This is a genomic window from Bradyrhizobium sp. RD5-C2 (assembly GCF_019972155.1).
In the GTDB taxonomy this organism is placed as follows: Bacteria; Pseudomonadota; Alphaproteobacteria; order Rhizobiales; family Xanthobacteraceae; genus Bradyrhizobium.
In genome coordinates this window covers 100,429-127,341 of record NZ_BOVL01000026.1, presented here as the reverse complement: position 1 = coordinate 127,341, position 26,913 = coordinate 100,429, and the positions used below count along the sequence as shown (strand labels likewise).

At 65.7% G+C, this 26,913-nt stretch carries 26 protein-coding genes; 11 read left to right on the top strand and 15 right to left on the bottom strand.

The genetic code is table 11. The features are described 5' to 3' along the window. Positions 1-44 precede the first annotated feature (44 nt). The 6 genes from BraRD5C2_RS32355 to BraRD5C2_RS32330 form a co-directional block, all read right to left on the bottom strand. Positions 45-749, bottom strand: a complete 705-nt coding sequence (locus tag BraRD5C2_RS32355; RefSeq protein ID WP_223975399.1) for an SDR family oxidoreductase — start codon at positions 747-749, stop codon at positions 45-47. A gap of 147 nt (positions 750-896) precedes the next feature. Continuing rightward, complete coding sequence (locus BraRD5C2_RS32350) at positions 897-1,091, bottom strand: hypothetical protein (RefSeq protein WP_223975398.1); 195 nt, start codon at positions 1,089-1,091, stop codon at positions 897-899. 140 nt (positions 1,092-1,231) lie between these two features. After that, positions 1,232-1,615 carry a response regulator gene (locus BraRD5C2_RS32345; RefSeq protein WP_050403215.1) on the bottom strand — a complete coding sequence of 128 codons (384 nt, stop codon included), beginning with the start codon at positions 1,613-1,615 and terminating at the stop codon, positions 1,232-1,234. Between the two features lie 111 nt (positions 1,616-1,726). Beyond that, positions 1,727-2,947 carry an extensin-like domain-containing protein gene (locus tag BraRD5C2_RS32340; protein ID WP_223975397.1) on the bottom strand — a complete coding sequence of 407 codons (1,221 nt, stop codon included), beginning with the start codon at positions 2,945-2,947 and terminating at the stop codon, positions 1,727-1,729. Between the two features lie 815 nt (positions 2,948-3,762). Further along, positions 3,763-4,104: a hypothetical protein gene (locus BraRD5C2_RS32335; RefSeq protein WP_223975395.1), complete on the bottom strand. Its 342-nt coding sequence runs from the start codon at positions 4,102-4,104 to the stop codon at positions 3,763-3,765. A gap of 103 nt (positions 4,105-4,207) precedes the next feature. Continuing rightward, a complete protein-coding gene (locus BraRD5C2_RS32330) occupies positions 4,208-4,987 on the bottom strand; it encodes a DUF2147 domain-containing protein (RefSeq protein WP_223975393.1) in 780 nt (259 codons plus the stop codon). Positions 4,988-5,170: 183 nt separating this feature from the next. Between BraRD5C2_RS32330 and BraRD5C2_RS32325 the strand changes: the two genes are divergently transcribed. From BraRD5C2_RS32325 to BraRD5C2_RS32305, 5 genes are all read left to right on the top strand, one after another. Further along, positions 5,171-5,935, top strand: coding sequence for a DUF2147 domain-containing protein (locus tag BraRD5C2_RS32325; RefSeq protein WP_223975391.1), 765 nt, complete (start codon positions 5,171-5,173; stop codon positions 5,933-5,935). A 230-nt stretch (positions 5,936-6,165) separates the two neighbouring features. Continuing rightward, complete coding sequence (locus BraRD5C2_RS32320; RefSeq protein ID WP_223975389.1) at positions 6,166-7,275, top strand: AraC family transcriptional regulator; 1,110 nt, start codon at positions 6,166-6,168, stop codon at positions 7,273-7,275. 130 nt (positions 7,276-7,405) lie between these two features. Continuing rightward, positions 7,406-8,020 (top strand): inner membrane-spanning protein YciB, encoded by a 615-nt coding sequence (locus tag BraRD5C2_RS32315; protein WP_223975388.1) that lies wholly within the window; start codon positions 7,406-7,408, stop codon positions 8,018-8,020. A 154-nt stretch (positions 8,021-8,174) separates the two neighbouring features. Further along, positions 8,175-8,501: a hypothetical protein gene (locus BraRD5C2_RS32310; protein ID WP_223975386.1), complete on the top strand. Its 327-nt coding sequence runs from the start codon at positions 8,175-8,177 to the stop codon at positions 8,499-8,501. Positions 8,502-8,572: 71 nt separating this feature from the next. Further along, the gene (locus BraRD5C2_RS32305; RefSeq protein ID WP_308444465.1) at positions 8,573-10,183 is read left to right on the top strand and encodes a FecR domain-containing protein; all 1,611 of its coding nucleotides are present in this window, start codon (positions 8,573-8,575) and stop codon (positions 10,181-10,183) included. Positions 10,184-10,243: 60 nt separating this feature from the next. On the opposite strand, the gene BraRD5C2_RS32300 is transcribed toward BraRD5C2_RS32305, so the two are convergent. The 3 genes from BraRD5C2_RS32300 to BraRD5C2_RS32290 all read right to left on the bottom strand — a co-directional run bounded on the left by BraRD5C2_RS32300 (position 10,244) and on the right by BraRD5C2_RS32290 (position 11,983). Beyond that, entirely contained in the window at positions 10,244-11,071 is an 828-nt protein-coding gene (locus BraRD5C2_RS32300) for a class I SAM-dependent methyltransferase (RefSeq protein WP_223975384.1), read from the bottom strand. A 116-nt stretch (positions 11,072-11,187) separates the two neighbouring features. Further along, entirely contained in the window at positions 11,188-11,598 is a 411-nt protein-coding gene (locus BraRD5C2_RS32295) for a hypothetical protein (RefSeq protein WP_223975382.1), read from the bottom strand. A 79-nt stretch (positions 11,599-11,677) separates the two neighbouring features. Further along, complete coding sequence (locus tag BraRD5C2_RS32290; protein ID WP_223975381.1) at positions 11,678-11,983, bottom strand: nickel-binding protein; 306 nt, start codon at positions 11,981-11,983, stop codon at positions 11,678-11,680. A 199-nt stretch (positions 11,984-12,182) separates the two neighbouring features. Here BraRD5C2_RS32290 and BraRD5C2_RS32285 point away from each other — a divergent pair, with 199 nt between their 5' ends. Then, positions 12,183-13,949, top strand: a complete 1,767-nt coding sequence (locus BraRD5C2_RS32285) for a winged helix-turn-helix domain-containing protein (protein WP_223975379.1) — start codon at positions 12,183-12,185, stop codon at positions 13,947-13,949. Here the strand turns inward: BraRD5C2_RS32285 and BraRD5C2_RS32280 are convergent, their stop codons facing one another. Both BraRD5C2_RS32280 and asd read right to left on the bottom strand, forming a co-directional pair. Beyond that, positions 13,950-14,732: an NUDIX hydrolase gene (locus BraRD5C2_RS32280; RefSeq protein ID WP_223975378.1), complete on the bottom strand. Its 783-nt coding sequence runs from the start codon at positions 14,730-14,732 to the stop codon at positions 13,950-13,952. Between the two features lie 197 nt (positions 14,733-14,929). Beyond that, on the bottom strand, positions 14,930-15,796 hold the full coding sequence (gene asd, locus BraRD5C2_RS32275) for an archaetidylserine decarboxylase (protein ID WP_223975690.1): 867 nt from the start codon (positions 15,794-15,796) through the stop codon (positions 14,930-14,932). Between the two features lie 34 nt (positions 15,797-15,830). Here asd and BraRD5C2_RS32270 point away from each other — a divergent pair, with 34 nt between their 5' ends. Then, positions 15,831-17,495 carry an aminotransferase class III-fold pyridoxal phosphate-dependent enzyme gene (locus BraRD5C2_RS32270; protein ID WP_223975377.1) on the top strand — a complete coding sequence of 555 codons (1,665 nt, stop codon included), beginning with the start codon at positions 15,831-15,833 and terminating at the stop codon, positions 17,493-17,495. A gap of 296 nt (positions 17,496-17,791) precedes the next feature. Here BraRD5C2_RS32270 and BraRD5C2_RS32265 read toward each other — a convergent pair whose 3' ends face one another. The 3 genes from BraRD5C2_RS32265 to BraRD5C2_RS32255 all read right to left on the bottom strand — a co-directional run bounded on the left by BraRD5C2_RS32265 (position 17,792) and on the right by BraRD5C2_RS32255 (position 20,433). Continuing rightward, positions 17,792-18,409, bottom strand: a complete 618-nt coding sequence (locus BraRD5C2_RS32265) for a hypothetical protein (protein WP_223975376.1) — start codon at positions 18,407-18,409, stop codon at positions 17,792-17,794. Positions 18,410-18,652: 243 nt separating this feature from the next. Beyond that, on the bottom strand, positions 18,653-19,342 hold the full coding sequence (locus tag BraRD5C2_RS32260) for a class I SAM-dependent methyltransferase (RefSeq protein ID WP_223975375.1): 690 nt from the start codon (positions 19,340-19,342) through the stop codon (positions 18,653-18,655). Positions 19,343-19,377: 35 nt separating this feature from the next. Continuing rightward, positions 19,378-20,433: a glycosyltransferase family 4 protein gene (locus BraRD5C2_RS32255; RefSeq protein ID WP_223975374.1), complete on the bottom strand. Its 1,056-nt coding sequence runs from the start codon at positions 20,431-20,433 to the stop codon at positions 19,378-19,380. A 138-nt stretch (positions 20,434-20,571) separates the two neighbouring features. Here BraRD5C2_RS32255 and BraRD5C2_RS32250 point away from each other — a divergent pair, with 138 nt between their 5' ends. Both BraRD5C2_RS32250 and BraRD5C2_RS32245 read left to right on the top strand, forming a co-directional pair. Continuing rightward, a complete protein-coding gene (locus BraRD5C2_RS32250) occupies positions 20,572-21,957 on the top strand; it encodes a TAXI family TRAP transporter solute-binding subunit (protein WP_223975373.1) in 1,386 nt (461 codons plus the stop codon). 111 nt (positions 21,958-22,068) lie between these two features. Next, entirely contained in the window at positions 22,069-22,851 is a 783-nt protein-coding gene (locus tag BraRD5C2_RS32245) for a sulfite exporter TauE/SafE family protein (protein WP_223975371.1), read from the top strand. 25 nt (positions 22,852-22,876) lie between these two features. Here the strand turns inward: BraRD5C2_RS32245 and BraRD5C2_RS32240 are convergent, their stop codons facing one another. Further along, positions 22,877-24,097, bottom strand: a complete 1,221-nt coding sequence (locus BraRD5C2_RS32240) for an acyltransferase family protein (RefSeq protein ID WP_223975369.1) — start codon at positions 24,095-24,097, stop codon at positions 22,877-22,879. 250 nt (positions 24,098-24,347) lie between these two features. Here BraRD5C2_RS32240 and BraRD5C2_RS32235 point away from each other — a divergent pair, with 250 nt between their 5' ends. Then, a complete protein-coding gene (locus tag BraRD5C2_RS32235; protein WP_223975367.1) occupies positions 24,348-25,037 on the top strand; it encodes a L,D-transpeptidase in 690 nt (229 codons plus the stop codon). A 212-nt stretch (positions 25,038-25,249) separates the two neighbouring features. After that, a complete protein-coding gene (locus BraRD5C2_RS32230) occupies positions 25,250-26,818 on the top strand; it encodes a DUF4403 family protein (protein WP_223975364.1) in 1,569 nt (522 codons plus the stop codon). Positions 26,819-26,913: the final 95 nt, after the last annotated feature.

Here is a 26,913-nt window from a genome sequence, read left to right as displayed (position 1 = left end):
AACGTATTCCGAATAGGGTCCCATTCCCGCCTTTCCGCACGACCTCAAATCGACCGCATCAAGCCGCCATCGACGCGGATGTTCTGGCCGGTGATGTAGCCCGCGCCGTCGGAGACGAGGAAGCTGATGGTCGCGGCGATCTCCTCCGCCTTGCCGTAGCGCTTCATCGGTACGCTGTCGCGGCGTTCATCGGTTGCGGGAAGGCTGTCGATCCAGCCCGGCAGCACGTTGTTCATGCGGATATTGTCGGCCGCGTAGCTGTCGGTGAACAGTTTGGTGAATGCGGCGAGCCCGGCGCGGAACACCGCTGAGGTCGGAAACATCGCGCTCGGCTCGAACGCCCAGGCGGTGGAGATGTTGACGATCGCGCCAGACTTCTGCGCCTGCATGTGAGGCGCCACCAGGCGCGTCGGGCGGATCACGTTCATCAGGTAGACGTCGAGACCGGTGTGCCACTGCTCATCGGTCAATTCGAGCACGCCGGCGCGTGGACCGTGGCCGGCGCTGTTGACCAGCGCATCGATGCGGCCCCAGCTCGCCATCACGCCGTCGACGGCGCGCTTCAGATCATCGTTCGACCGGTTCGACCCGGTGAAGCCGAGGCCGCCGAGCTCGGCAGCCAGAGCCTCGCCCTTGCCCGACGACGACAGGATCGCAACGCGAAAGCCATCGGCGGCAAGTTTCCGCGCCGCCGCCGCTCCCATGCCGCTGCCGCCCGCGGTGACAAGTGCGACCTTCTCCAAAGCCATGATTTGGTATCCCTGTAGATGACGAACCCGACGCTATTGTTCGAGCATGATCTTTCGGAAAACCGCTTCGCACTTTTCCGGATCATGCTCCAGGTCTATCATCAGGGATCGCGCCGCGCGACAGGGGGCCTGCTGCGCGGTGTCGCACTACTTGCGGAACACCTGCTTCGAGCAGGCGTCGAACCTGGCGACGGGCCGGTCCATCTGCCACAGCTCGACGTCGTGGCGGTCGACAAGGCGGCCGGCCGATGTCACGGCCTGATCGTCATCGCTGCAATCCATGTTGACCACGCCGATGGATCGGCTGTGCGGTCCGACGATATAGGCGCGATAGATCGTCATCTTCGTTCTCCGGCTGTTGCGGCGAACATGCGCGCGAGGGCGTATGAATTCGAGGAGAACCGCGACGAGATCTTATAAAGACGGAATAAGCGCCTGCCGCGAACGGCCCACCGCGCGCGGCGGGCCGTTCGAAACCACCGTCAGGCCGGCGCGCCGTTCTTGAGCAGTTTGGTCACGGCCGCGACCAGTTCGTCGGGCGAGAACGGCTTGTTCAGCAGCACGCTGTCCGGCACGCCCCGGGTCGGCCACTCGTCGCCGCCACCGCCGGTGATGTAGAGCACCGGAAACGACGGATCGATCTCGCGGGCGCCGCGCGCCACGCGCCAGCCGTCGAGCCGGCCGAGCAGGCGAATGTCGGTGACGAGCGCACTGTATTTGGTTCGGAACGCCTTCAGCAGCGTCAGAGCTTCCTCGCCCGAGCCTGCGATCGCCGGCTCGTAGCCGCCGTCCCTCAGGGCGTCCTCCACCATCATCTGAAGATCACGATCGTCTTCGATGACGAGAATGATCGGCACGTCTTGCAAAGCTATCCCCCAGAAACAGCCGGGTGCGCCCGGCGCAGCGAGCATATGCAGCAAATAGTGGCTACCGTTTGCACGGCACCCCCAGTAATAATACGGGTATCAGACGCGTCCCTATTCGTCGGCGAATTCGTCTTCTTCGTTGACCCCCGCTTTACCCCGCGGAGCCGGCTTTCTGCCGCCAAGCGATCCTGTGACATAAGGTTCGCGCGTTGCATAGGGGCCACCACGGCCGCCGGCACGCGCCGCAACCTCCTCGCCGGAGACCGCGGCCGGCTGGCAGATCAGGCGCCGGCTGGCCCGGCGCATCAGATCCACATGGATGTGGTCGTAGTGATAGACGTTGGAACCGGGCGCTAGCACGGTGGTGAATTGCTGGCAGGCGGCGGCCTGGACGTCGCGCAGGAAGCCCTGCTCTTCCGGCAGTCCCTTCCAGCCATCCTTCACCGAGATGCGGCGGCCGTCGGCGAGCGTGAAGGCTGCGATGTCGAGCGCATTGCCGAACGCGTGCTCGGAAATATGGGCGTGCGAATTGCCGTTCATGCCGCGGCAGGAATAGGCCGAGATCTGCTTGATCTCGACGACGCGTGCGCCGAACCAGCGCTGCGCCGCCGGCTGCACGGAATCGGCGAGCCAGCGCTCGAGCACCGAGACGATCGGGCACGCCAGGGTAGCCGCCGGCTTCACTGCGACCGGGCCGACCGTCATCACCGGATTGCCGTTCGACGGACCGAGCCGCGGCGGCGGTGCTGCGCCTGGCGGCTGCTGCGAATACGGCGCAGGTGAATAAGGCGCGGTCGCGCCCTCGCGCTGCGGATTACTGCGCAGGCCCGGATAATAAGGTCGCTCGCCGTTGGCATCGGGCGAGCCATCCGGCGGCAGGTCGATTTCGCCCTGCTGCGGCGGGACGCCGGGCGCCGACAGCGACACCGGTCCGCTTTGCTGGCTGCCATAGTTCGGCTGACCGACCGCCTGTTCGGAATAGGGCGCCTGTGCGGGCGGCGGGCCCGGCTGACGATTGATCGGCCAACGCGGCTGGCTGCCGACCGACGCCGGTGGACGCAGGCTATCGTCGGCAAATCCGTAAGCCGAACTGGCTTCGCCGAGCGCGGCGACCTTGAGCGGAAACTCGGCGCCGCAGACACCGGGGCCGGAAATCGGATCGATGCGGACGAGGTCCGGGCCTTCCTTGACCGCGCCTGATTTCAGGCATGCGGCCTCGGCCTCGGCCCGCCACGGTTCGCGCTCGGCAGTCTGAAACAGACCGCGGCCGCAACCAGCAAGCGACACAAGGACAAGGGAGCCGACGAGATACAAACGAACTCCACGCGTCATGGCGCGGAGGTTCTGCGAATTTGATTAAAGACTCTTCAACGCATTTCGACTGATTGATTTCAGCCGTCTTTAACCATGCGGTGGAACCCGGCACCGCAATCTTTGCGTTCGCATCGATCTCATTGTGTCAACAACCGTTGCGAATGCTCTGCATCACGACACTGCAGAGCGAGGTGATCGCCACCGCGCTGTCGTGATCGAGAATGCATCGGGCTCGACATTCTGTGCCTGGCATCGTCATTCACCTTATGATTGCGTTTCTAAATACCACAATCTTGCTGAGACCTGACAGACGGTATCCGGGGCCGGCGGCCGGTCCGCAACCCGCAACGCCACGGAATTTATTTGCGGGTGCTTCAACATCTTGATTCGTCGCCTGTTTGAGGCAGGCATCGCAATGCGGCATCACGCGGGAACATCGAGCTTGGCAGCAAGGCTGACTTTTTTGGCCAGGAACCACTTGCTAGCTTTTGCGTTAATGCGGGCAGCGTTGTGAACCAAGGGAGCGTCCCAATGGATTTCGCGAGTCCTCTGCTGAGCAAGCTGAGCATTGTGGCCGCGTACATCGCGTTCGCCTTCGTCGGCGCCATCGTCCTCGGCGTGTTCTAAAGTATTCGACTAGGCTTGAGTTCAGCGCCCGGCGGCCGCCCCCGCCGGGCGCTTTTGCTTTTCTCGTCGACACTACCACCCCGTCACCCTGAGGAGCGCGAAGCGCGTCTCGAAGGGTCGACGGCCACCAGCCGGGCCGTGCATCCTTCGAGGCTCGCAGGAGCTCGCACCTCAGGATGACGGTAATAGAGCGAACCAACTCGCCCTCAAAAATTCGAACAGCTCGATCCGGTGATGCCGCCGATCGTAAAATCGTGGCAGACGAGGCCGGGATTATCAGGATCGGGATAGCCGTCGTCGCGCCGGCCCGGCTCACGGATGGTGTGGCTGAAGCGCCAGCCGCGGGTGCGCATGCAGCTCTTGTATTGCCGCGACGTCGGCGTGCCGTTCTGCGGCGCGCCGAGCTGCGCATCGCAGACCGCAGCGTCGGCATGCAGCGCGTCGTCGCCGCGCTTCTGTTTTGACATGTTGGTGTAGATGTCGTTGTCGGCATGGGCGGCGGCGACGCTGCCGGCGAGCAGCAGCGCGACCAGGCTCAGGCGCTTCATATTTGCCTCCATCGCTTGCGAAGACAGTGTTGACCTCTATCGGTCGCGCGCGAGACGGCAAACGGTTCGACGGCGTCCGGTTACAAATTGGACAGCTGCGCGTTCAGGAGCGCGGCTCACCCCGGAGCTGCCCCTGGGTGATCACGCGGTGCCGTGCGCGCGAGACGCGGACCCAGTCGGCACCGGTGCAGTAGACGCGACCGAGCGCGCAGGACAAGACCCGCAGTCTGTCCGCCCCCTTCAACTCGATCGTGCCGTAACGGATGTTTCCGCTGCTCTGGCTGGTGACGCCGCCATTCCAGCGCGCCTCCTGCTTCGGCTTCATGTTGATCAGCACCGCTTCACCGAGATCGCGCGTGGTCCTGTCGAGCGCATAGCCGCACAGCGCCGTGCCGCAGAGACGGATGCGCACCAGATCGTTGGCTTCGGTCTGCCAGTCGCCGATCGGACCGTCGTCGGGTTCGTCGGCCTCGCGCGAGACCCGCAGCACCGGCGGCGCCGGGTGCGCAGGCACCGCGGCCGGCGGTGGAGGCGGTGCGGCGACAACCGGCGGTGGCTGGGGCGTCATCACGCGAGGCGGCGACGGGGCTGACGGCGGCGGCGCGGGAGGTGCTGCCGGCATAGGCGCGGGCAGCGCGCTCGCTGCCGGCGTGGCAGGGGTTGCTGCCGCCGCCGCAGGTGCGGGCAGCGGCTTCAGCGTGCGGCCATTGTCGCCGCCGTCATCGCGCCTGGATGCGCCCAAGACCGAGACGCAGGACAGCGAGCGGCACCGCGACGAATCGAGATGGACGCGGTGGCCGCCAATCGAAAACGAGATGCCCTCGCGGGCATGGGCGAGCGGCATGAACAGCATCAGCGCGACGAGCAGGCAGAAGCGCTTCATCGAAACCTCCAAAACGTCCGATGACGCTAGGAGCGCGGCGCCCACGGCGCAGTGATCTCCGTCACCGTGGCGAGCTATTCGGCTCTGCCTGGCAACGTGATGCACATCACGGAAACGGGAGCCGGCGGCGCGTAGCGTCCGGACCAATCGCTGCACCCCCCGCTCAACGCCACGGAGACCAAGATGAAGAAGCTCGTTGCGATCGCCGCACTGCTGATGGCCACCACATCAGCGCATGCCGGCGGCACCGGCATCACCTTCCAGATCGACGGCCGGCGCATCCATGTCGAGGCGCTGCGCAATTGCAGCGCGCTATCCTGCATCCGCATCTCGGCGCCGGGCTATAACGGCACGATCGGCGGCATCAGCAAGAATCTCGGCTCGAAGTACGACGATGATGACGATGTCGCCTCGACGACGAGCTCGCCGCCACCCGCGCCACCGTCCGCGCCCGCTCCTGCGCCGGTACAGGCCGCCGCGCCGCAGCCGGTCGCGCCGGTCGCAGCTGCCGTCCCGCCGCCCGCTCCTCCCGCCGCCTCGACGACGGTTGCCACTGCGACCCCCGCGCCGGTCGACGCCGCACCCGCTGCGCCTGCCCCGGTCGCCGCACAGCCTGCGCCGCCGCCGCAAGCCGCTCCGATTGCCGTCGCGCCAGCTCCGGCGCCGACCGGACCGATCGGCGTCTGGGCCACCGAGGAGAACAAAGGCAATGTCCGCGTCGAAGCGTGCGGCGACAATCTGTGCGGCTATTCGGTGAAGAGCAACGAACGCATCCTGATCAACATGAGGCCCGACGGCAGCAAATGGAGCGGCCGCATCCACGATCCCGACTCCGGCCGGAATTACGACTCGACGATCGCGATGAAGGGCCCGAATGCGATGCGCGTGCAGGGCTGCGCCTTCGGCGGCATGTTCTGCGGCGGCCAGACCTGGAAACGGGTCGGCTAGCACGCCAATCTTCGGTATCTGAATCATTTTCCGTCATGCCCGGCCTCGTGCCGGGCATCCACGTCTTTGCGCCAATCATGCAAGAAAGACGTGGATGGCCGGGACGAGCCCGGCCATGACGAAAGGTGAATCACATTTCGCACCCGCCCGACGGTCGCTTCATGTCGATCGCCGGACGCGCTATAAGCGTCGCAATGTCGAGGTTGAATCGAACCTGCGGGCGGCTTGCGATGGCGATGACGGCTCTTGAACTCGGTCTCCGCGGCGCGGTGGTCGCGCTGTTCCTGGTGGTTTGCGCGGTGCTGCTGCTGCGCTACGCGGCGGTGCATCGCGCCGCGCATCTCGGTGCCGCGATGGGCGTGGCCGGCGCGGCCTACGCGATCACGACCGCACCGTTCTTTCCCGCATCGTCATTCGGCTGGAGCTCTCCATTCATCGCCTTCGCGATGGGCTCGCCGGTGATCTTCTGGCTGTGGGCGCGCGCGATGTTCGATGAGCGGTTTGCGCTGCGGCCCTGGCACGCGGCGGTGTGGACGCTGGTCGCCGGGCTTGGGGTCGTGAGCCACAATTGCTGGACGATCTGGCCCGATCTCGCCGGGCCGTGCGGCCGCGCCCTGGCGCTGGCGACGATCGGCTTCGCCGTGCTCGGGATCGCGCAAATTCCGAAGGGATGGCGCACCGCCGTGACGACGGCACGCGGCCGGATTCTGATCGCACTGCTGATCGGCATTGGCCTTCAGATGATGTTCGCCGCGGCGGCCGGGCTTGCCGCAATGCCGACCCGGTCCATCAGCCTTAGCGCCGCACTCGCCCTTGGCGCATTCGCGCTGATCGCGATCTGGATGATGCTGTTCGATCCGCCCGAGGGCCAGCCGGCGGTTGCCGGCGTCGGCGGACGGGGCCAGGCCGCACCGGTCGCCGCGCGTTCGCTCGCCAATGCCGCTCCGCCGCCGTTCAGCCAAGCCGCGCTCAATCACCTCAAGCATCTGATGGCGACCGAGCGGACCTACCGGCAGGAGGGGCTGACCATCGGCGTGCTCGCGGTCAAGCTCGGCATGCCGGAATACCGGCTGCGGACGCTGATCAATGACGGGCTCGGCCACCGCAACTTCAACGCCTTCCTCAACCGCTATCGGCTCGACGAAGCCAAGGCGGCGCTCGCCGATGCCGGCCAGGCCGAGGTGCCGGTGCTGACGATCGCACTCGACGCCGGGTTCCAGTCGCTGGCGCCGTTCAACCGCGCCTTCAAGGCGGACACCGGGCTGACGCCGACCGAGTTTCGGCGCCGGGCGACGGCCGCTCAAACCACGGATGCTGCGGAAAACGCCCGGTCGAGGTGAGAATTCGCTCCTCGATTTCAGAAATCGATAGGCTTGCGGCCCCACAATCTGCCTAGCTGTGCCGACACAGGCGCGGATCGCGCCACGGCGTGGCATGATGCGTGACCTGGCAAGCGGAGTTCGACGGCCGATGAAGTATTTTTTCACTGCGGCAAAACTGCTGGCCCTCGACCTGGCGTCGACGCTTGTGTTTCTCGTTCTGTTCCTGCTGACGCACAACACCGCGCTTTCGGTCGGCCTCGGCATCGCCTTCGGCGTCACGCAGATCGGCATCCAGATGGTGCGCCGGAGGCGGATCGACACCATGGAATGGTTGAGCCTGTTCCTGGTGGTCACCGCCGGCACCGCGACATTGCTCACGAACGACCCGCGCTTCGTGCTGTTCAAGCCGAGCGTGATTTACGCCATCGTCGGCGTCGTGATGCTGAAGCCCGGCTGGCTCAACCGGTATCTGCCCGAGATCGCACAGACCGTCGTGCCCGATGTCGCCGTCATGGTCGGCTACGCCTGGGCAGCCCTGATGTTCACCTCCGCCGCCGTGAACGCCTTCGTCGCGCTGACGTGCGAGATCACGACATGGGCTGTGGTGATGCCGATCTTCGGCATCGTCAGCAAGATCGTGGTGTTCCTCGGCGGCTTTGCCGCGATCCGCTTCACCGCCAGGCGCCGCATCCGCGCCATGCCCGAAGCCCAGCGCGAGGCCGTGCTCGCGCTCGAAGGGGCTCCGGCGACGACGACCCCGTAAGGGCTGACGTCAACCGCCCGCGTGTGGTTGACGAAACAAACCGGCGGGCGACGAAACCATTTTGCCGTGCGCACGAAGAATTGCCGAAACCGAGCCTCCCTACTGATGGCCTCGACGACGCGCTGCAACGGCGCGATCACCACAAGGGGACATCATGGCTTTCACCGCTTCCGTGCTTCGTCACGGCAAACTGCTGGCGGCAACCGCGTTCACGCTCGGCCTGCTGACCTCGGCGTCCTATGCCTACACCGACGAGCAGCAGCAGATGTGCACCGGCGATGCGATGCGGCTGTGCAGTTCAGAAATCCCCGACGTCGATCGCGTCACCGCCTGCATGGTGCGCCAGCGCGCGCTGCTCAGCGACGGCTGCAAGGCGGTGTTCCACTACGTGCCGCCTGCGACGGCCGCGCAGCCTGCAAGCTACGCTCCCGCGGCTAAGCCGGCGAAGCCACTCAACATCACTCCTCACAAGCGCGGCTAAGCAAAACCCCAACAACGACCAGGCACCGCGCCTCCTTCCGGAAGCGCGGTGCTTGATCGTTCGGGGCCGCCATGACAACAAGGCAGGACCGTTCATTCGGCATTCAGCCTGACGCGGCTCAATTGCCGATCCCCAATGCCTCCCGGGAATCGATGGTGATGCGCCGCGCCTTCCTTTATGCGCTTCTGCTTTGTGCCGGCGTGACCATCGGTTGGCATGCAAGGGCGAATGCCGCGCCGGACCCGATGCAGCTTGCGCAAGCGCAGCCTGCAGCGGCCCCCTCGCCCACCCCGGCGCCGAGTGCGACACCGTCGACGCCGGCGCCTGTCACCCGCGCTCCGGCCGCCGCGCCGCAGGCGACGGCGCCCGAGCCGATCGGCAACGTCGCGACACTGACCGGCACCGCCACCGTCACCCGCAACAACACCACGACGCCGCTGCAGATCCGCGACGACATCTTCGCCAATGACGACGTCGCCACATCCGCGACCTCCTCGCTCGGCATCACCTTCAACGACGGCACCACCTTCAACCTGCGGGCCAACGCCAGGATCACGATCGACAACTATGTCTACGAAGACGGCGGCCAGCAGAACAGCGCGCTGTTCAACGTCGCCAAGGGAACGGCGGCGTTCGTCGCTGCCGCCGTCGCCAAGACCGGCGACATGAAGATATCCACGCCGACCGCGACGCTCGGCATCCGCGGCACCACCGGCCTTGTCGAGGTGCCCGAAGGCGCGACCGCGACCAGCAACAATGTCGGCATCAAGCTGTATCCCGACGCCGACGGACACGTCGGCCGCATCGAGGTCAACGACCGCGGCGGCGCCTCGCTCGGCGTGCTGACGCGCGGGGCGAGCGGGTTTGCGATTCGCCCCGGCACCGGCGGCGCCCGCTTCGCGGCCGTGCCGCTGACGATCTCGCCGCAACAGATGACGCGTGACCAGGGCTTTGTGCGCGCGGTGCATTCCGCGCAGACGCTGGGCCGCCAGGTGGTGACCGAGCAGCGTGACTTCCGGCGCGCCAATCCCGACTTCCGCAGGGCCAATCCGGCGGCGCCCTATCCGAATCGTGGCCAGCCGGTGCAGCCGAACCCGCAGCGCCAGAACGGCCTGCCGGGCCAGAACCGCAATGCGCCGCAGCAGCCGGGTCAGCAGAACCGTCCGGGCCAGCCGCAGCAACCGGGCACGCAACCCGGCACACCTGGCCGGCAAGGCTCGCAGCAGCAGCCGGGAACGCAGCAGCAAGGCGGCGCACAGCACGCGCTGCCCGGGCAGCCCGGCGGCACGACGCTGCCGCACGCGCCCGGCGTCCAAACGCCGGCCGGACAGCAGCCCGCGGGACAGCCTGCGCGTCAAGAACCCGCACGCCAGGGCGGCGCGACGCCACCCAGCGGACAACAATCGCCTGCACGTCAAGGCGGCCTGCAGCCCGGACGCACACAGCCGCCGGGCGGCGTGCGCCAGCCGGGACAGCCCGGTCAACCAAGCGTGCCGCGACAAGGCGCGGCGCAGCCTGCGCCGCCGGCACCGGGTCAGGCACGGCCCGGCATCCAGCAGGCCGCACCTGGCGTCCGCCCCGGCGTGCAACGGCCCGCAGTGCAGGCACGCCCCGCCTTCCAGCAACGGCGCGCACCGCCGCCGCGCGCCGCGAAGCCGCCGCCCAAGAACAAGCGTCAGTGACCGAACGAAGTGGCACCGGCGACAAGCGCCGGCGCCCCATTCCAAGCTGCGAACCGCAGATCAGCGCTGCCTGGTGATCACCGCCTCCAGATATTCGCTGGGGATGACCAGCGTCCCATCCTTGGCGACATTGAACTGGTCCATCAGGCGGAACAGGTCGGCGGCGAGCAGTTGCTGCTTGACGGCATCGATCGCGCCGAAGGCTTTCAGCACTGGACCGTAATAGGTGCGGAAGATCTCGAGGAAATGCTCGCTCGACCTGTAACGGAAGTTGAAGTGCTTGCGCTTGGCGTCAACCGTCGCCTGCGGGCCGAACAGCGCGGCGAGATGCGCCTCGGTGCCCCATAGCGCGGGAGACTTCACGCCCGGCGCCGGCGGCACATATTTGCCGATGGTCTTGAATACCTGGCCGATGAATCCCTCCGGCGTCCAGTTCGCGAGGCCGATCTTGCCACTGACGCGGCAGACACGGCGCAATTCATTCGCAGCCTGCTGCTGGTCGGCGGTGAACATGACACCGAAAGTCGACAGCACGACGTCGAAGCTCGCATCCGCAAACGGCAACCTCTCCGCGTCCGCTTCCTGGAACGTGACGGGTAGACGCTCCGCGGCGGCACGCTCGCGGCCGCGCTCGAGCAACGCTCCGACGTAATCGGTCGAGACCACATCGGCAAAGCGCCGCGCCGCGGCCAGCGTCGCATTGCCGTTGCCGGCGGCGACGTCGAGCACCATCTGATTGCTGCGCAGGTCGACAGCCTCGCAGAGCGTCTCGCCGACGATCTGAAGCGTAGTGCCGACGATCGCATAGTCGCCCGAGCTCCAGGTGGCTTGCTGGCGTGCCTTGACGGCGGCGAGATCGACGGCCGGCATTTCGGTCTGAACGTTCATGTGCATCTCCTTTGAAAATGACGCGCGGCTCGCGGCGAAGCCGCTGGCTTCGCCTGAAGTCCGCGCGTTGCGCCAAAACGGCGTCATGCGGTGCAATGACTTCAATGTGCTGCGAACTATGTACGACGGTCGAGCAGGACCGGGATGCGAGACGCGGCAATCATGCTCCAATCCGAGCGATGCCTGCAGCCACTCTTGCTGCGTTGAGACCAAACGGCCTGCTGCGCCGGAGCTGCATGAAGCTCCCGAACCACAGGCTCCTCCGCTCGCGTGAACAAGGGCGAGGACAAGCCCGCGATCATCAGCCCGAGCACAGCGCTTCGAATGATCGGCCGAGAGCCGCGGTTGCCGGCGCCCTTCGACCGCCGGCCGCCGGGATCGCGCGACATCAGGCAATTTGCCTGCCGCTCGCGGCGTGCGAGCATCCCTGCGACCGACTGATTGACGATCCGGCGAATACGCAAGAGCAGAATGGAAAAATGCCTTCGCACCGGATTGGAAAAAGACTCCATGAATGAAATCGACATCATTGTTTCCTTGATCGAAGTGTGATGGCGCCCCGGATAATGGTTGGGCCGGGATGCGCCATGCGACGCCTCGCAGGCGTCATTCGGCTGCAATGGGCGGTTGGAGGGGATCACCACGCACCACCACTGTGGTCGCGACCTTGTAGAATTCCTCGCCCGGCATGCCGACGCAGCGCGCATGATCTCGGATCGAGTCACCATCACGCGCCTCGTAGATGCAGAAAGTGCCAATGCGACCATCTGCCTCATGCACCACGTAGCTGCGGATCCAGCGGACGCGGTCCGGCATCTGCTCGTCGCCGATCCTGGCGGAGGTTGCGCCGGCGAGTTCCAGCTCACCCATGTTTGCCCAGGCGCTCGGACGGCGAATGACATAGAGTTCCATCGAAATCTCCTCGGTTGCGACGGTTGAACGGCAGGCTGCGGTGATCGCGGCCATGCTCAGCTATAGGCGCGGTCAACGCCAACTGTCCTTACCGCGGGCTGATCATTGTCTGATCTTTGCCTGAACCTTTTCCGGCATCCCCGGACCCATACACATGGCATTCTCATTTGGACTGTTCGAGCTTGATGAAGCTGGACGCGTGCTGCTGTGCGCGCGGCAGGAAGTCGCTTTGCAGCCGCGTGTGTTCGATCTGCTGGTCTATCTTGTCCACCACCGCGAGCGGGTCGTCTCCAAGGACGAGCTGCTCGAAGGTGTCTGGCCGGATGTCACGGTCACCGACAACTCACTGCAGCGGGCGGTGAGTTCGTTGCGCGCCGCGCTGCGCCAGGGCGGCATGGACGGCGCGATCCGGAATCTGCCGGGCAAAGGATATCGGTTCTTCGTTGATTCCAGGCAGCCGGAACGCATTGACCACAAGCAAGTCGATGGCACCGTCGGTGCAATCGGAGCAATCGGCCTCGCCCGACGTGCGGCGGTCGGACATCTATGGCTGCAGGCGGCAACGCTCTTTCAGAGCGCCGACAGAGACAGCCAGCTCAGCGCCGAAGATTTCCACGATTGGGCAATTGCCCTGCAATGCCTCGGCAGGACCGCGGCAGCGATTCCAGTTCTGGTTCGCGCAGTCGCCGCGCGAAGCGAGGCCGGCGACGCTGCCGGAGCAGCGGTCGACGCCATCGCGCTCTCGGGCCTGCATTTCGAGAGCGGTCAAGCCGCGATCGGAAAGGGCTGGCTCGCGCGCGCAGAAGATTGGGCCTCGATGCTCGACGATCCTCCGACGACCGCCCTGCTGTTATGGATGAAGTCGAAACTGGCTGCCTTCGATGGCGAGCCGGAACAGGCACTCGCATTGGCCGACGCGGCCTACACCGCCGTCAGATACAAGGATGCGCTCAACATCGAGGCGCTGAGCCTGGCCTATCGCGGCTTCTATCGGCTATGCCTCGGCGACACGCATGGCGGGCTGGCCGATCAGGACCATGCCGCCGCGGTCGCCCTGTCCAGCAACAATCTCGACCCGATCATGGGCGGCAGCCTTTATTGCAACATTCTCTGGGCAGCCCGGATGTTCGGAGATTGGGCCCGGGCCGACCAGTGGACGCGGAGCTACCAGAATTTCTGCTCGAGCAGCGGTATGGAGCTGACAGGTTCATGCCAGCTGCATCGTTCCGAGGTGCTCGGCATCAGGGGCTCGCTCGACGAAGCGCTGGCTCGCATCCAGGATGCACTCGCGCGCCTGACCAGCGATGCGCCATGGTCGATGGGCGATGCCAACCGGGTGCTGGGCGATATTCTTGCAGCGATCGGCAATGACGACGCAGCGCTCGAAGCCTACGACAGGGCGTACACGATGGGCTGGTGCCCGGAGCCGGGCCGCGCGATGTTGCTGCTCGCAAGAGGCGAAGCGGAAGCCGCCCATGCGAGCCTCGAACGGAGCTTGATCGGCAAGTCCTGGTGGACATTGCAGCGCCGGGGAATCCTGCTCGCACACCTGGCGCTGGTCGCGGCACACACGCATCGGACCGGCCAGGCGAAGGCATTGATCTGCGAACTTTCCGGAAGTGCGGATCGCTGGCCGATGCCCTCGATCCGCGCGCTCACCAACGAAGCGCAGGCGATCCTCGCTTTGTCCCGGCAGGATCACGAAGCAGCGATGCGGCATCTCCATCTCGCCCGCCAGCTCTGGTCGAGCATCGACGGGCGGGTCCAGATCGTGCGGCTCAGACTTCAGATCTCCCGCCTCCAGCTCGAGCGTGGCGACATTCGCGGCGCCATGGCCGAGGTTCATGCGGCCCAGCTCGTGGCTGGTGAATTGGGTTCGCCCAAGCTCCGCGCTGACTGCACTGCCTTGCAGCATGACATCGACGGCTGGCAACCAGCCGTACGACGTCAAAGCATCGGCCGATGATCAGGCTGCGCGGCGCAGCCAGTCGCGCACGCGATCGATCAGGTTCTTGCGCGGCTTAGGCTGAACGGCCGTCGCAACCGGCTCGATCTGGCGCGCGGATGACGGCGGCGCTTCAGCGGCAGGCGCCGTCTCGACCACTTCGCCGGCGTCCGCAACGGGGTGTTCCGGCACCGTGGCGGGCGTATCGGGTTCGCTCCGCGCCAACGCCGTCTCTTCGATGGCTGGTATCTCCGTCGGCACGGGCACATCAGCGACGTCAAGCGCGCTGGCGACCTCGCGCTCCTCGATAACCGGCGGCACCATCGCCGCGCGGCTGCGCCGCCGCTCCGCGGCCGCAACCCGCAACCGCGCGCGCCGCTCGCGCATGGCATTCGCCGCGGCCTGCAATGCGATCGGGCCGACATTTTCCAGGAACGCACGTTCATAGCCGCGCGACAGGCGATCGAGCGCTTCATCGAGCGGCAGCCAGTCGACTTCCTTGATGTCGCTCATCAGCGCGCGCACCGGCTTGCCGCCGGCATCCATCCGCCAGTAGTGGACCACCTTCGAGCGCCCGCCGGAATCATAGACCAGCGTGCCGAGGAATTCGTGCACCTCGACGTCGTGGCCGGTTTCCTCCAGCACCTCGCGCTCGGCGGCGTCGCGCGGCGTCTCGCCATCGTCGAGCTTGCCTTTCGGCAGCACCCACTCATTGCGCTTGCGCAGGCGCACGACGGCGAAGCGCTGCGGAGCGTCCCGCCGCAGCACAATGCCTCCCGCCGCCAGAACAGGCGTCCGCGCCATCTCGTGTCCATCAGGTTTGCGATTTAGGATCGTCGCGCGACGATCCCGGCTATTCTAAAGCATGATCTTGAAAAGTGGAAACCGGTTTTCCCGGCAGATCGTGCTCAAAGAATGGCGCGAACGAGAAAGCGAGATCAGAGTCCATATTTTGACGCGCTTTCTTTACGTGAACCGGTGCCCACTTCGCTCGAAAGCGCTTATGAGGGCTTCCGCAACAGCGGCTCGCCGCATTTGATCCGTGTTCCCTCCGCGACATTGTCGCAGAATTCGAAATGGCCGGGCGCGAGCACGATGATGGTCGAGCCGTGCTCGAACCAGCCGAGCTCGTCGCCCTTCTTTACGTGCGCGTCACAGGGGAAATCCACCGGGCCGCGCGACTGCGCGTTCAGCGTGACGTCGAGGAAATGCAGGCGGAGGCTCGCCACCAGGATCGCAGCGACCGGAACCAGCGTCAACGGCTCGCCGGTCGGCAGCTTCGCGCGCAGCACCGCGCGCTCATTCTTGCAGAACAGCCGCTCGACCCGCTTCAGCGCGATCGGATTGACGTTCCAGACGTCGCCATGAATGAACGTCACCTTGTCGATCGCAAGATCATAGGGCGCATGGAAGCGGTGATACATGCTCGAGGTGAGCCGCAGCGTGACGAAGCGGCCGTTGCGGTGCTGCTCCACCAGCGCGGGATCGCCGAGAAGATCGAGCAGCGAATAGGGTGCGCCCTTGACCTGGAACAGCTGCCCATCCTCGATCCGCCCATGGGCGCCGACGATCGCGTCCGACGGGCTCGCGATGACGGCGGGATCGGCCACAGCCGGGCGCAGGCCGGGCTTGAGCTCGCGGGTAAAGCAATCGTGCAAACTCTTGAACTCGGTCTTCTTCGCCTCGGACAGATCGAGGTCGGAGAACAGCTTCCAGCAGGCGATCGAGGCGTCGCGCACCAGGGGGTTCTCGACCTTGGAGAACCAGCCCATGAAGCGGGTGATCGCCGCCCGCGGAATCCGGTTGGTTAGCAGGAAATTGAGGTCTTCCTGCTGGGTGAATGCCGAGATCAGGCCCTTGACTGTCATGAATTTGTTAGGTGCCGAGGCTAGCGCTTCTGTCATGGAAACATCCCTTCCGATTCTCTCGCTGTCCGCCGCCGCGCTTGCCGGCGCCGCCGCAGCTTTCCCCAAAATTCAGGCCCGCCTCGCGCTGTCGCGGGCCAAGCACCGCTCGCTGACCGGACACTCCAAGATGTCCAAGATGGTGGCGCGCATGGTGCCGCACTACGAATTCGACATCGACGAGTTCTTCCGCTCCGACGGAGCACCGAAGGACGTCGCGATGCAACGGCAGGACGGCTTCTTCCGCCTCGCCGGCCTCTACGCGGATCGCTACCCCAAGGGCCGCGCGCTGACCGCCGAGGTGACGGAGCGGATCTCCGACCTGCAGTTCACCGAAACCTACCGCGTGCCGTTCCAGTACAGCCGCCTGGTGCGCGAGCATCTCGGCACCTCGGCCTTCGTCGAGGCGTCCAGCGGCGTCACCGTCACCGACGTCGACGGCAATGTGTCCTACGACCTGACCGGCTCCTACGGCGTCAACATCTTCGGTAACGACTTCTACAAGGAGTGCATCGCCGAGGGTGAGAAGCGCGCCCACGCGCTCGGCCCGGTGCTCGGCCCCTACCACCCGATCATCGCCGACAACGTCAAGCGCCTCTGCGAGATTTCCGGCCTCGACGAGGTCTCGTTCCACATGTCCGGCACCGAGGCCGTGATGCAGGCGGTGCGGCTTGCGCGCTACCACACCAAGCGGACCCATCTGGTTCGTTTTGCCGGCGCCTATCACGGCTGGTGGGGCGAGGTGCAGCCCGGCGTCGGCAACCCGGTGTCGCCGCACGAGACCTTCACGCTCGCCGAGATGTCGGAGAAGACGCTGCACGTGCTGCGTACCCGCAAGGACATCGCCTGCGTGCTGGTCAATCCGCTGCAGGCGCTGCATCCGAACGGCAACGCACCCGGCGATTCCGCGCTGGTCGATTCGTCGCGTTCCTCGAGGTACGACCGCGCCGCCTACACCGAATGGCTGAAGCAGCTGCGCGAGGTCTGCACCGAGCGCGGCATCGTCTTGATCTTCGACGAGGTATTCGTCGGTTTCCGCCTCGCCGCCGGCGGCGCCCAGGAATATTTCGGCGTCAAGGCCGACATGGCGACCTACGGCAAGAGCCTGGCCGGCGGGCTTCCGGTCGGCGTGGTGTGCGGCCGCAAGGACCTGATGCGCCGCTTCCGCGACGACCGGCCGGCCGATATCTGCTTCGCGCGCGGCACCTTCAACTCGCATCCCTACGTCATGACGGCGATGGACGAGTTCTTGAGCCGGCTCGCCAGCCCGAACTTCCGTTCGATCTACAACGGGCTCGAGGAGACCTGGAACGGCCGCGCCGAGGCGCTCAACGACCGGCTCAAAGCGCAGGACCTGCCGGTTCGCGTCGGCAACATCTCGTCGATCTGGACCGTCTCCTACACCGAGCCGTCCCGCTACAACTGGATGCTGCAATACTATCTGCGGGCCGAAGGACTGGCGCTGAGCTGGGTCGGCACCGGCCGGCTGATCTTCAGCCTGAACTACACCGACGCTGATTTCGCCGAGGTCGCCGACCGCTTCGTCGCGGCAGCCGAGAAGATGAAGCGCGACGGCTGGTGGTGGCACCAGGAAGGCCTCACCAACAAGAACATCAAGCGGCAGATCCTGAGAGAGATGGTCGCCGTGAGGTTCGGGCGCTGAGGCGACGCGCGGCTCTCGCGCTCCCTCGCCCCGCTCTTTCCCATCATCCCTTACCTCTCCCGCTTGCGGGAGAGGTCGGATCGCATCGAACGATGCGATCTGGGTGAGGGTTCTCTCCCCATAAAGACCATCGCAAGCGGCGACACCCCCACCCCAACCCTCCCCCGCAGGCGGGAGAGGGAGCGCAGTCCCGTTGTAGCCAGCAGCGCGGCGGAGTCTCTTCACGATAGCCCCAAGACGTAGATGCCCGGGACGAGCCCGGGCATGACGCAGTTCAAAGACGTTGGGAGCAACGATCAGGCGTGCCTGACGTGCTTCTCGAGACCCGGATCGATCAGCTCGCCCTTCATCAGGAACAGCGGCGCCTTGTGATAGAGCTTCAGGTCGTGGAAGGGGTCGGTGACGATCTTGGTCATCCAGACAAGGCCGGTCTCGACGTCGCGGATGAAGAACAGGTGGATCGTGCGGAACAGGAGGCCGCCGATGCCGACCACGAGCCAGACCTTGGCAACCTGACGGGTGAAGTCGCCCATCGTGACCCAGGGCTTGAACAGGCCGAACAGGGTCGGATCGAAGTACAGCACCATCGGCGACAACGCCCAGATCGCCATCAGCACGACCTTGCGCTGCAAATTGTAGCCTACCTTGATGTCTTCCTTGTGCTCGTGGGTCGCCTGGTTGACGTGGTCATACCCCTTCGGCTCGAAGAAGAAGTGACCGGCCTGGCGCGAGGTCATCGAGACCAGCCAGCCGACCAAAGCCGACACGACCGGATCGAAGAACAGCATCACATAGGCGAACAGGAAGCTCAGCGCGCTGACGAAGTGCAGGCTCTGGTTGATCCGGCTGTGATGGTAGAAGCGATGGTCATCCCAGCGCTGGGTACGCAGCTCTTGCAGAAAATTCTTGATCATTGGTTCCCCCAACATCTTTCGGGACAGGATTTACAGGGATTCGATGTATCGCGTGTGACATCATCATAATGACATATGACAATGCGGAGCGACGCCTTGACGCAACCGGAGAAGGATCCTGCCTCATCCCGGCGAGATCTGCGGGGATAAGGCAGAGGAGATCTTAGCCTCCTGGCTTGGGGCGCTGTGCGCCACCTCACCCGGAAGGACCGGCGGCTCTGGGCCGCCTTGGCCAGGCCCGCCTCAGGCCGCCTTGGCGACGTCCGCCTTGCGGAAGCGGACCAGCGAGAAGTGGCCGAGCGGCGGGATCAGGCGGCGCTCCGCGAGCTCCATGCCGCGTGCACCGGCCAGCCACTTGGTGTAGCGCGACCAGGCGAATTCGGCGGTGCGGAACCCGAGCGGGCGCACCACCGGCTGCAGCTTCTGCTCGATGAAGCGGCGGACGCCGGCATCAGCGCTGACGCGGGTCAGGATGATCAATTCGCCGCCCGGACGCACCACGCGGGCGAATTCGTCGAGCGCGGCTTCCGGGTTCGGCACCGCCGACAGCACGTACTGCGCCATCACCACGTCGAACGAATCGTCGGGGAATTCGAGCTTCTCGGCGTCCATCACCGCGAGGCCCTCGACATTCTTCAGGCCCTGCTCGGTCACCCGCTTCTTGGCTTTCTCCAGCATCGCCTCGGAGATGTCGGTGCCGAAGATGCGCACATTTTGGCTATAGAGCGGCAGCGAGATGCCGGTGCCGACGCCGACCTCGAGCACGCGGCCGCCGATCTTGTTGGTGGCCTGGATCGCGGCCTGCCGGCCCTTGCTGAACACGCCACCGAATACGAGGTCGTAGATCGGGGCCCAGCGGTCATAGGCCTGCTCGACCGTTTCGCGGTCGAAGTCCATGGAACGGTCGGCGCCCAGCTTGATGATTTCAGCCATAGATTAGGTCTCTCGTCTTTCGTTCGTTTGAACCGTTAATTCGGAACCGCACTGCGGCCGGCGACGCGGCGGGCGGGTCGCGGCGCGCGGCTCGGCTGCAACGTGGCCAGATTGCCGATGAACTGACGCGCACTGTTTTCCCAGGAACGCTCCAACGCAAAATTGCGGCAGTCCGCGCGCGACATGTTCAGCGCGCGCAGGCAGGCGCTGCGCAGATCGTTGTCGATCGCGCCGATCGGATGATCCGCGATGACGTCCTTCGGGCCGGTGACCGGGAACGCCGCGACCGGCGTGCCGCAGGCCAGCGCCTCGAGCTGCACGACGCCGAAGGTGTCGGTCAGGCTCGGGAACACGAAGACGTCGGCGGCGGCGAGGTGCGAGGTCAGATCCTGGCCCTTCTTCTCGCCGAGGAAAATCGCGTCGGGATATTTCTGTTGCAGTGCCGCCCGTTGCGGGCCGTCGCCGACCACGACCTTGGAACCCGGCAGGTCCAGCGACAGGAAGGCGTCGAGATTCTTCTCGACTGCGACGCGGCCCATCGTCATGAAGATCGGCCGCGGCAGATCGAGCAGCGCCGGCTGGTCCGGATTGAAAATTTTGGTGTCGACGCCGCGGGTCCAGAAGCCGAGCTTGCGGAAGCCGCGCTCGGCAAGCTCTGTGCGCAGCGAGTCGGTCGCGACCATCGTCATCGATCCGGATGCGTGGAAGTGGCGCAGTACGGCATAGCCGACGCTGTCGGGAATTCCGGTGCGCACCGAAACATATTCCGGGAAGCGCGTTGTATAGGAGGTGGTGAAGGCGAGCTTGTTGCGCTGGCAATAGCCGCGCACCGCCCAGCCGATCGGTCCTTCGGTCGCGATGTGGATCGCCTCGGGCGCGGCCTCCTCGATCCGGCGCGCGATCTCGCGGCGGTTCGGCAGTGCCATCCGCAGGCCCGGATAGGTCGGCACGCCGACCGAACGGAAACCGTCGGGGGTGAGGAATTCGATCTCGGCGCCGAGGGTCGCTGCGCTGCGCGCGAGCGACGTCAGCGTCCGAACCACGCCGTTGACTTGCGGATGCCAGGCATCGGTCGCAACGAGTATGCGCATCGCAGGAGACCCAAATCGTTAATCTTGATTCTGCTCGCACGACGTTCTGACATGGATGTTTCAAACGTATGACGTCATCGAAATGTTAGGTTGTTTTTCACGGCGAACTGCCGGTTTTTCGTGTAACATGACAGTCAGATGTCAGAGCAGCAGAGTGAACATCCCGGCACCACGCGCCGCAGGCTCAAACGGCGAAACTCGTCGCTCCTGATCCTGGCGGCCGGCATCTTCGTGTTTGCCGTCGTCGCAGGCCTGCTGTTCTACGGGCTGCGTCCGGTGACGTTGAAGATCGCGGTCGGCCCGACCGGCAGTGACGACGTCAAGCTCATCCAGGGCTTCGCGCAGGCCTTTGCGCGTGACGGCCACTCGGTGCGGCTGAAGCCGGTCACGACACAGGGCGCCGCCGAAAGCATCGCGCTGTTCACCGCGAACAAGGTCGACCTCGCGGTCGTGCGCGGCGATCTCAGCCTGCCGGCGAGCGCCGAGGCGGTTGCGATCCTGCGCAAGAATGTCGTCGTGCTGTGGGCACCGTCAGGCGGCAAAGGCAAGCCGCGGTCCGCGAAGATCAAGAGCATCGACGATCTCCCCGGCCACAAGGTCGGCGTCGTCGGCAGCACCCAGGCCAACGTCACGCTGCTGCGCGTGATCCTGACCGAGTCCGGCGTCAACCCCGACAAGGTCACGATCAGTCAGTTCGCCGTCAACAAGGTCGCCGATCTCGCGCGCGATCCCTCGCTCGACGCCTACATGACCGTCGGGCCGCTCGACAGCAAGATCACGGCGGAGGCGATCGCGGCCACAGCGGCCGCGCGCGGCGAACCGAAATTCCTTCCCGTCGATGTCTCGGAAGCGATCGCGCAGAAGCATCCGCTCTATGAGTCCGAGGAGATCGCCGGCAGCATTTTCTCCTCGTCGCCGGCCAGGCCCGAAGACAAGGTCGAGACCGTCAGCGTCAATCACCTCATCATCGCGCAACATGCGCTGGAGGAAGCGACCGTCGGCGCGCTCGACCGGCAATTGTTCACGCAGCGGCTCCAGGTCGCGCGCGATCTGCCGGCGGCCGCCAAGATCGAGAAGCCGGACACCGACAAGGATGCGGCACTGCCGGCGCATCAGGGCGCGGCCGCCTATATCGACGGCACCGAGCGCACCTTCCTCGAAAAATACTCCGACTACATCTGGGGCGGCGTCCTGCTGGTCTCCGGCCTCGGCACGGCGGGCGCCTGGCTGCGCCACTACGTCAAGCGTGACGAGCGCGAGCGCTACATCACCCATCGCGACGGTCTGCTGACGCTGATCGCGCGGGTACGCGCCGCCGAGACGCCGGAGGAGCTCGCGAAAATGCAGGGTGACGCGGATGCACTGCTGCGCGAAGCGCTCGATTGCTACGACGACGGCGCGATCGAGGAAGGCGATCTCACGGTGATCGGGCTGACGCTCGAGCAATTCCATCACGCCGTCTCCGATCGCCGGGCGGTGATCAGCGGCGACCGGCCGGGCCTGCCGAGGATGCGCGCAAGCTAGGCGCGCACGCCGATTGCTCCGAGAGCAATGTGCACCGAGAGCAATGTTTGGATTGCGCGCGCATGCGCGCGTGGCCATGTTGAGTACGACCACAACGCTCGGCACGACACCATGATCACGTCCATCATCGCCGACATGCCCGCGCCGTTTGTGTTCGCGGTCGCGCTGGCCGGCGTGTTCCTGATCGCCTTCATGAAGGGCGCATTCGGCGGCGGCTTTGCCATCGTCGGCATTCCGCTGCTCTCGCTGGCGATGGATCCGATCGCGGCCGGCGCGCTGCTCGCGCCGCTGTTCGTCGTCATGGACATCACGGCGCTGCGGTTCTGGCGCCCCAATACGTGGTCGCGCGTCGACCTCGCGATGCTGCTGCCGGCGCTCGTCGTCGGCATCTGCCTCGGCTATTTCGTGCTGCGCGATCTCGACCGGCATGCCGTCGAGATCGTGATGGGCCTGGTGACGCTGGTGTTCGCCGCGCTGTGGTTCATCGGCGGCGGCGAGATCAAGCCGCGGCCGCGCTCGACGATCAAGGCCACTTTCGCCGGGCTGTCCTCCGGCGTCACCACGATGGTCGCGCATTCGGGCGGGCCGCCGCTTGCGATCTATCTGCTGCCGCTCGGCATGTCGAAGGCGCTCTACGCCGGCACCACCAGCCTGTTCTTCACGTTCGGCAATTTGCTGAAGGCCGGTCCGTGGCTCGTGCTCGCCACGCCGTCGCGAAGCCTGTGGATGCTGATGGCGCTTTGCATACCGGCCGTGCCGGTCGGCGTCTGGGCCGGTTGGCGGCTGCACGAACGCCTCGACCAGCGCGCGCTCTACCGCCTCTGCTATGCCATTCTCGTCGTCACTGCGGCCAAGCTGCTGTGGGACGGACTGGCCGGATACGTTCAGCTCTGAGCGCGGGCGACGTTGTTGCTGCCCGTCAGGAAGATCGCGCGCTCCGGCTGCCGCTCACGCTGACGGCGAGTGGCCCGATCCCCTCGAGCGTTCGGGCCATATCGTCCGGCTCGAGCCGCTTGCGCGCCACGAACGAGAAATGGCGACGCAGCTTCAGGACCGGCTTCTCGATCCAGTGCCAGGAGAACGCCGCGAACGCCGTGATCAGCACCAGCGCGACGGCGAACTGGACAATCAGCGACGCGTACGGCAGCCACACCTTCACCACCTGCTGCATCGGGAAACCGTACAGATAGATCCCGTAGGAATAGTCACCCCTCGAAAGCAGCGGCAGCCGCGGAAGCTTCGAGACACCGAGGAACACGGTGATGTAGACCAGCGCCGGAGCAATGACGGCATTGAGGACGGGCTGGGTCATCCACGCCGCCGGCCCAAGCAGCACGGCGCCGAGGCAGAGCGCACAGCAGGCGGCGAGAATGCGCCCGTCATAGGGAATGCGGTCGCGGTAAAGGTAGACCGCGATTGCAAGCAGACAGGCGACCGGCAATTTCGCACCGCGCCCGAGGAACAGCGCCGTGCTGAAGATCCTGTCATGCAGCGTGCCTGCGACGCCGGCAGGCAGTTGGGGCGGCGTTGCGGCATGCCCCGTGAACTGCACGGCGAAGCCGATACCGACCAGCACGACGGCGCCGGTCACGATCAGGGCCGGCTTGCGCAGCAGCCCCAAGGCCATGATGACCGCCATCACCGCGTAGCAGCCATATTCGAACGGCACCGTCCACAGCGAACTATTGACCTCCGGCGCGGGATTGTCGCTGAACACGCCCGGCAGGGTGTAGTTCACGAGGCCGACGACGTTCGTGAAATATTTCCAGGTGCCGGCGCTGGTGAAATAGTCCCAGAGCGGCAGCGTCGTGAAGATCGGCCCGAGGATCAGCGCCGACAGCACGATCTCGACCGCCAGCGCCGGAATGATCCGCAATCCGCGATTGATCAGGAATTCCTTAACGCTGAGCCGCAGCCCGCTTGCGGCGATCAGGAATCCGCTCAATGCGAAGAACATCACGAGGATGGCAAATTGCGGAAACCAGAGGACCGACGTCGGATCGGTGTCACCGCGACCGGTGGCGACGTAGGGCGTATGGCCGGCGACGACGGCGATGGCGAGCGCAACGCGGAGAAAATCGAACCCGGGACCAAAGCCCTTCTGCTGATCCAGCATGCTCCCGATCGAAGGCGCTGGCATGACTTCCACTCCATTCCAAACCACGCCTTCGGACAGCAAGCCTCGTGCCGGGATAGATGTCCTGATGCGGTACAACCTACCCGGCAACGCTCCCTTAACCGTGCGACGAAACACGGACGAAACAAATCCCTAACGCCACGAAACCATTTTGGCGATTTCGTGCAAACGTCCTGAAACGCCTCACCTGTACTGGTTTGACCCAACGACGCGCCGGAACCGGCGCGCAGGGCGCAAACAACAGGGGTCGACAATGTTCAATTCCATCAAGCTGAACGCACGTCTCGCTGCCGCCGCCTTCGGTGCGCTGGCGATCGGCGCCGTCGCTTTCTCGAATTCCGCCGCGGCCGCGCCGCTGCCGATGTTCCCCTTCATCCTGACGCCGCCGACCGAGGCGGTGCAGCCGCCGGTGCAGACGATGCCGCAGGCGCAGGAGGAAGACCGTTCCGTCGAATTGCCCGCCCGCCTGCGCCGCCAGGTCGTCGCCTATCCGACCCGCGAGGCGCCGGGCACCGTCATCATCGATACCCCGCACACCTACCTCTATCTCGTGCTCGGCAACGGCCAGGCCATGCGCTACGGCATCGGCGTCGGCCGCGACGGCTTCACCTGGTCGGGCACCCAAACCATCACCAAGAAGGCGGAGTGGCCGGACTGGACCCCGCCGCCGGAAATGATCGCCCGTCAGCCCTATCTGCCGCGCCACATGGCCGGCGGCCCCGGCAACCCGCTCGGCGCCCGCGCCATGTATCTCGGCGGCACCGTGTACCGCATCCACGGCACCAACGCGCCGGAGACGATCGGCACCCACGTCTCCTCGGGTTGCCTGCGCCTCACCAATGAGGACGTCACCGACCTCTATTCGCGGGTCAGCGTCGGCACCAAGGTGATCGTGCTGCCGATGACCGACCGCCGCGCCGACCTCGGCTCGGCCGTCCGCTAGGCCCGACACATTCAGACATTGACGACGGCTCCGGCATCATGCCGGGGCCGTTGTTGCGTTCATAATCGCTAACGTCCGGGTCGTTAGCGTCCAGGTCGCTAACGTCCAAGTGATCTTGGGCGGCCGCCCCTGAAGCAGCTTGATCCCGCCACACTGGCGCCCTCGTCGGCGGGCCTGTACAACCCGTCAAGTTGATTTCATCCGGGGGAATGATGCGTCTACCGATGCATCCAAGAACGATCGCGCTCGGGCTCACGGTGGTGCTGGTCTCGTTCGCGATCAGCCTGAAGGCCATGGATTGGCTCGCGCCGAGCGTCACGGTGCAGGCGCCGCCGCTGGTGCAGCTGCCGCCGTTGCCGCAGGCGCCGCGGTCCTCGACGGTCGTGGCGCAGGTCTCGGTCGCGCTGTCGGCGATCCGCGATGCCGCCGAGCGCGGCGCGCCGAAGACCTTCGGCGGCAAGGCCGACAACCCGGTCCAGCAGATCCTGCAAAATGCCGACATCGGCTGGACCGCCTCGCGCGGGCCGATCGCAGCCACCGGCGCGCAGGACGTGCTGACGCTGACGACCCCGATCAACGGCACGCTGAAGGTCACCGGCTCGCTGTCGGCGCAGGCGACCGGCGCGGTCAGCAACGCACTCGGCAGCCTACTCGGCGGCAACGTCGCCAAGCAGATCGGCGCCGTGAACATCAAGAACATCAACGCCAATGCCGACATCAAGGGCAGCGTCACGCTGACCGCGCGGCCGAAGCTCGGCGCGTCCTGGCGGATCGAGCCGAACCTGCAGGCGCAGGTCAATCTCGGCGACACCAGCCTGTCGGCCGCCGGCGTCCGCATCAGCGTGCCGGCCCAGGTCAAGCCGGTCATCGACAAGGCGGTCGCCGACCAGATATCCGTGGTCGAGGCGCGGTTGCAGAACAATCCGGTGTTCCAGAACGCCGCCCGCACGCAATGGACCAAGGCCTGCCGCTCGATCCCGCTGCAAGGCACCGGCGGCACCGCGTCGATGCCGCCGATGTGGCTCGAGCTGCGGCCGACCCGCGCGATCGCCGCGCAGCCGAAGGTCGATGCGTCCTCGCTGATCCTGACCATGGGGATCGAGGCCGAGACACGGATCACGGAGACGCAGACCACGCCGAACTGCCCGTTCCCCGATAAACTCGCGATCGTGCCGCCGATGCCGAGCAAGGTCTCGGTCGGCCTGCCGGTCGACATGTCCTTCACCACGCTGACGCAACTGGTCGAGGCGCAGTTGAAGGGCAAGACCTTCCCCGAGGACGGCTCCGGCCCGGTCGACGTCACCGTCAAGAGCGCGAGCATCGCCGCCTCCGGCGACCGGCTCCTGATCTCGCTTCTGGTGCGCGCCAAGGAGAAGAAGAGCTTCTTCGGCCTCGGCGCCGAGGCGACCGTGCACATCTGGGGCCGGCCACGGCTCGACCAGGCGGCGCAGACGCTGCGGCTGACCGACGTCGAGCTGGCGGTCGAGTCCGAGGCCGCGTTCGGTCTGCTCGGCGCCGCCGCGCGCGCGGCGATCCCGCATTTGCAGCAGGCGCTCGCCGACCGGCTGGTCGTCGACCTGAAGCCATTCGCGACCAACGCGCAGCGGAAGATCACCGCCGCCATCGCCGACCTGCAGAAGAACGAGGAAGGCATCCGCGTCGATGCCGACGTCAACAGCATCCGCCTTGCCGGCATCACGTTCGATTCGAAGACGCTCCGGGTGATCGTGGAGACCGACGGCACCATCAAGGCTGCCGTCAGCGCGCTGCCGGCGCTGTAGGGCGCGAATCCCGGCGTTCCATCCGCCCCGCGCCCTACGCATGCCCAAAAAGTCGTCTTTGCGACAGGTTGCCGCACCGGATAGAAGGTGCCCCG

Excerpts from the sequence above, each read along its gene's own strand:
- BraRD5C2_RS32355 (WP_223975399.1), bottom strand. The coding sequence starts at position 749 with ATGGCTTTGGAGAAGGTCGCACTTGTCACCGCGGGCGGCAGCGGCATG.
- BraRD5C2_RS32350 (WP_223975398.1), bottom strand. The coding sequence starts at position 1,091 with ATGACGATCTATCGCGCCTATATCGTCGGACCGCACAGCCGATCCATC.
- BraRD5C2_RS32340 (WP_223975397.1), bottom strand. The coding sequence starts at position 2,947 with ATGACGCGTGGAGTTCGTTTGTATCTCGTCGGCTCCCTTGTCCTTGTG.
- BraRD5C2_RS32335 (WP_223975395.1), bottom strand. The coding sequence starts at position 4,104 with ATGAAGCGCCTGAGCCTGGTCGCGCTGCTGCTCGCCGGCAGCGTCGCC.
- BraRD5C2_RS32330 (WP_223975393.1), bottom strand. The coding sequence starts at position 4,987 with ATGAAGCGCTTCTGCCTGCTCGTCGCGCTGATGCTGTTCATGCCGCTC.
- BraRD5C2_RS32325 (WP_223975391.1), top strand. The coding sequence starts at position 5,171 with ATGAAGAAGCTCGTTGCGATCGCCGCACTGCTGATGGCCACCACATCA.
- BraRD5C2_RS32320 (WP_223975389.1), top strand. The coding sequence starts at position 6,166 with ATGGCGATGACGGCTCTTGAACTCGGTCTCCGCGGCGCGGTGGTCGCG.
- BraRD5C2_RS32315 (WP_223975388.1), top strand. The coding sequence starts at position 7,406 with ATGAAGTATTTTTTCACTGCGGCAAAACTGCTGGCCCTCGACCTGGCG.
- BraRD5C2_RS32310 (WP_223975386.1), top strand. The coding sequence starts at position 8,175 with ATGGCTTTCACCGCTTCCGTGCTTCGTCACGGCAAACTGCTGGCGGCA.
- BraRD5C2_RS32305 (WP_308444465.1), top strand. The coding sequence starts at position 8,573 with ATGACAACAAGGCAGGACCGTTCATTCGGCATTCAGCCTGACGCGGCT.
- BraRD5C2_RS32300 (WP_223975384.1), bottom strand. The coding sequence starts at position 11,071 with ATGAACGTTCAGACCGAAATGCCGGCCGTCGATCTCGCCGCCGTCAAG.
- BraRD5C2_RS32295 (WP_223975382.1), bottom strand. The coding sequence starts at position 11,598 with ATGTCGATTTCATTCATGGAGTCTTTTTCCAATCCGGTGCGAAGGCAT.
- BraRD5C2_RS32290 (WP_223975381.1), bottom strand. The coding sequence starts at position 11,983 with ATGGAACTCTATGTCATTCGCCGTCCGAGCGCCTGGGCAAACATGGGT.
- BraRD5C2_RS32280 (WP_223975378.1), bottom strand. The coding sequence starts at position 14,732 with ATGGCGCGGACGCCTGTTCTGGCGGCGGGAGGCATTGTGCTGCGGCGG.
- asd (WP_223975690.1), bottom strand. The coding sequence starts at position 15,796 with ATGACAGTCAAGGGCCTGATCTCGGCATTCACCCAGCAGGAAGACCTC.
- BraRD5C2_RS32270 (WP_223975377.1), top strand. The coding sequence starts at position 15,831 with ATGGAAACATCCCTTCCGATTCTCTCGCTGTCCGCCGCCGCGCTTGCC.
- BraRD5C2_RS32265 (WP_223975376.1), bottom strand. The coding sequence starts at position 18,409 with ATGATCAAGAATTTTCTGCAAGAGCTGCGTACCCAGCGCTGGGATGAC.
- BraRD5C2_RS32260 (WP_223975375.1), bottom strand. The coding sequence starts at position 19,342 with ATGGCTGAAATCATCAAGCTGGGCGCCGACCGTTCCATGGACTTCGAC.
- BraRD5C2_RS32255 (WP_223975374.1), bottom strand. The coding sequence starts at position 20,433 with ATGCGCATACTCGTTGCGACCGATGCCTGGCATCCGCAAGTCAACGGC.
- BraRD5C2_RS32250 (WP_223975373.1), top strand. The coding sequence starts at position 20,572 with ATGTCAGAGCAGCAGAGTGAACATCCCGGCACCACGCGCCGCAGGCTC.
- BraRD5C2_RS32245 (WP_223975371.1), top strand. The coding sequence starts at position 22,069 with ATGATCACGTCCATCATCGCCGACATGCCCGCGCCGTTTGTGTTCGCG.
- BraRD5C2_RS32240 (WP_223975369.1), bottom strand. The coding sequence starts at position 24,097 with ATGCCAGCGCCTTCGATCGGGAGCATGCTGGATCAGCAGAAGGGCTTT.
- BraRD5C2_RS32235 (WP_223975367.1), top strand. The coding sequence starts at position 24,348 with ATGTTCAATTCCATCAAGCTGAACGCACGTCTCGCTGCCGCCGCCTTC.
- BraRD5C2_RS32230 (WP_223975364.1), top strand. The coding sequence starts at position 25,250 with ATGCGTCTACCGATGCATCCAAGAACGATCGCGCTCGGGCTCACGGTG.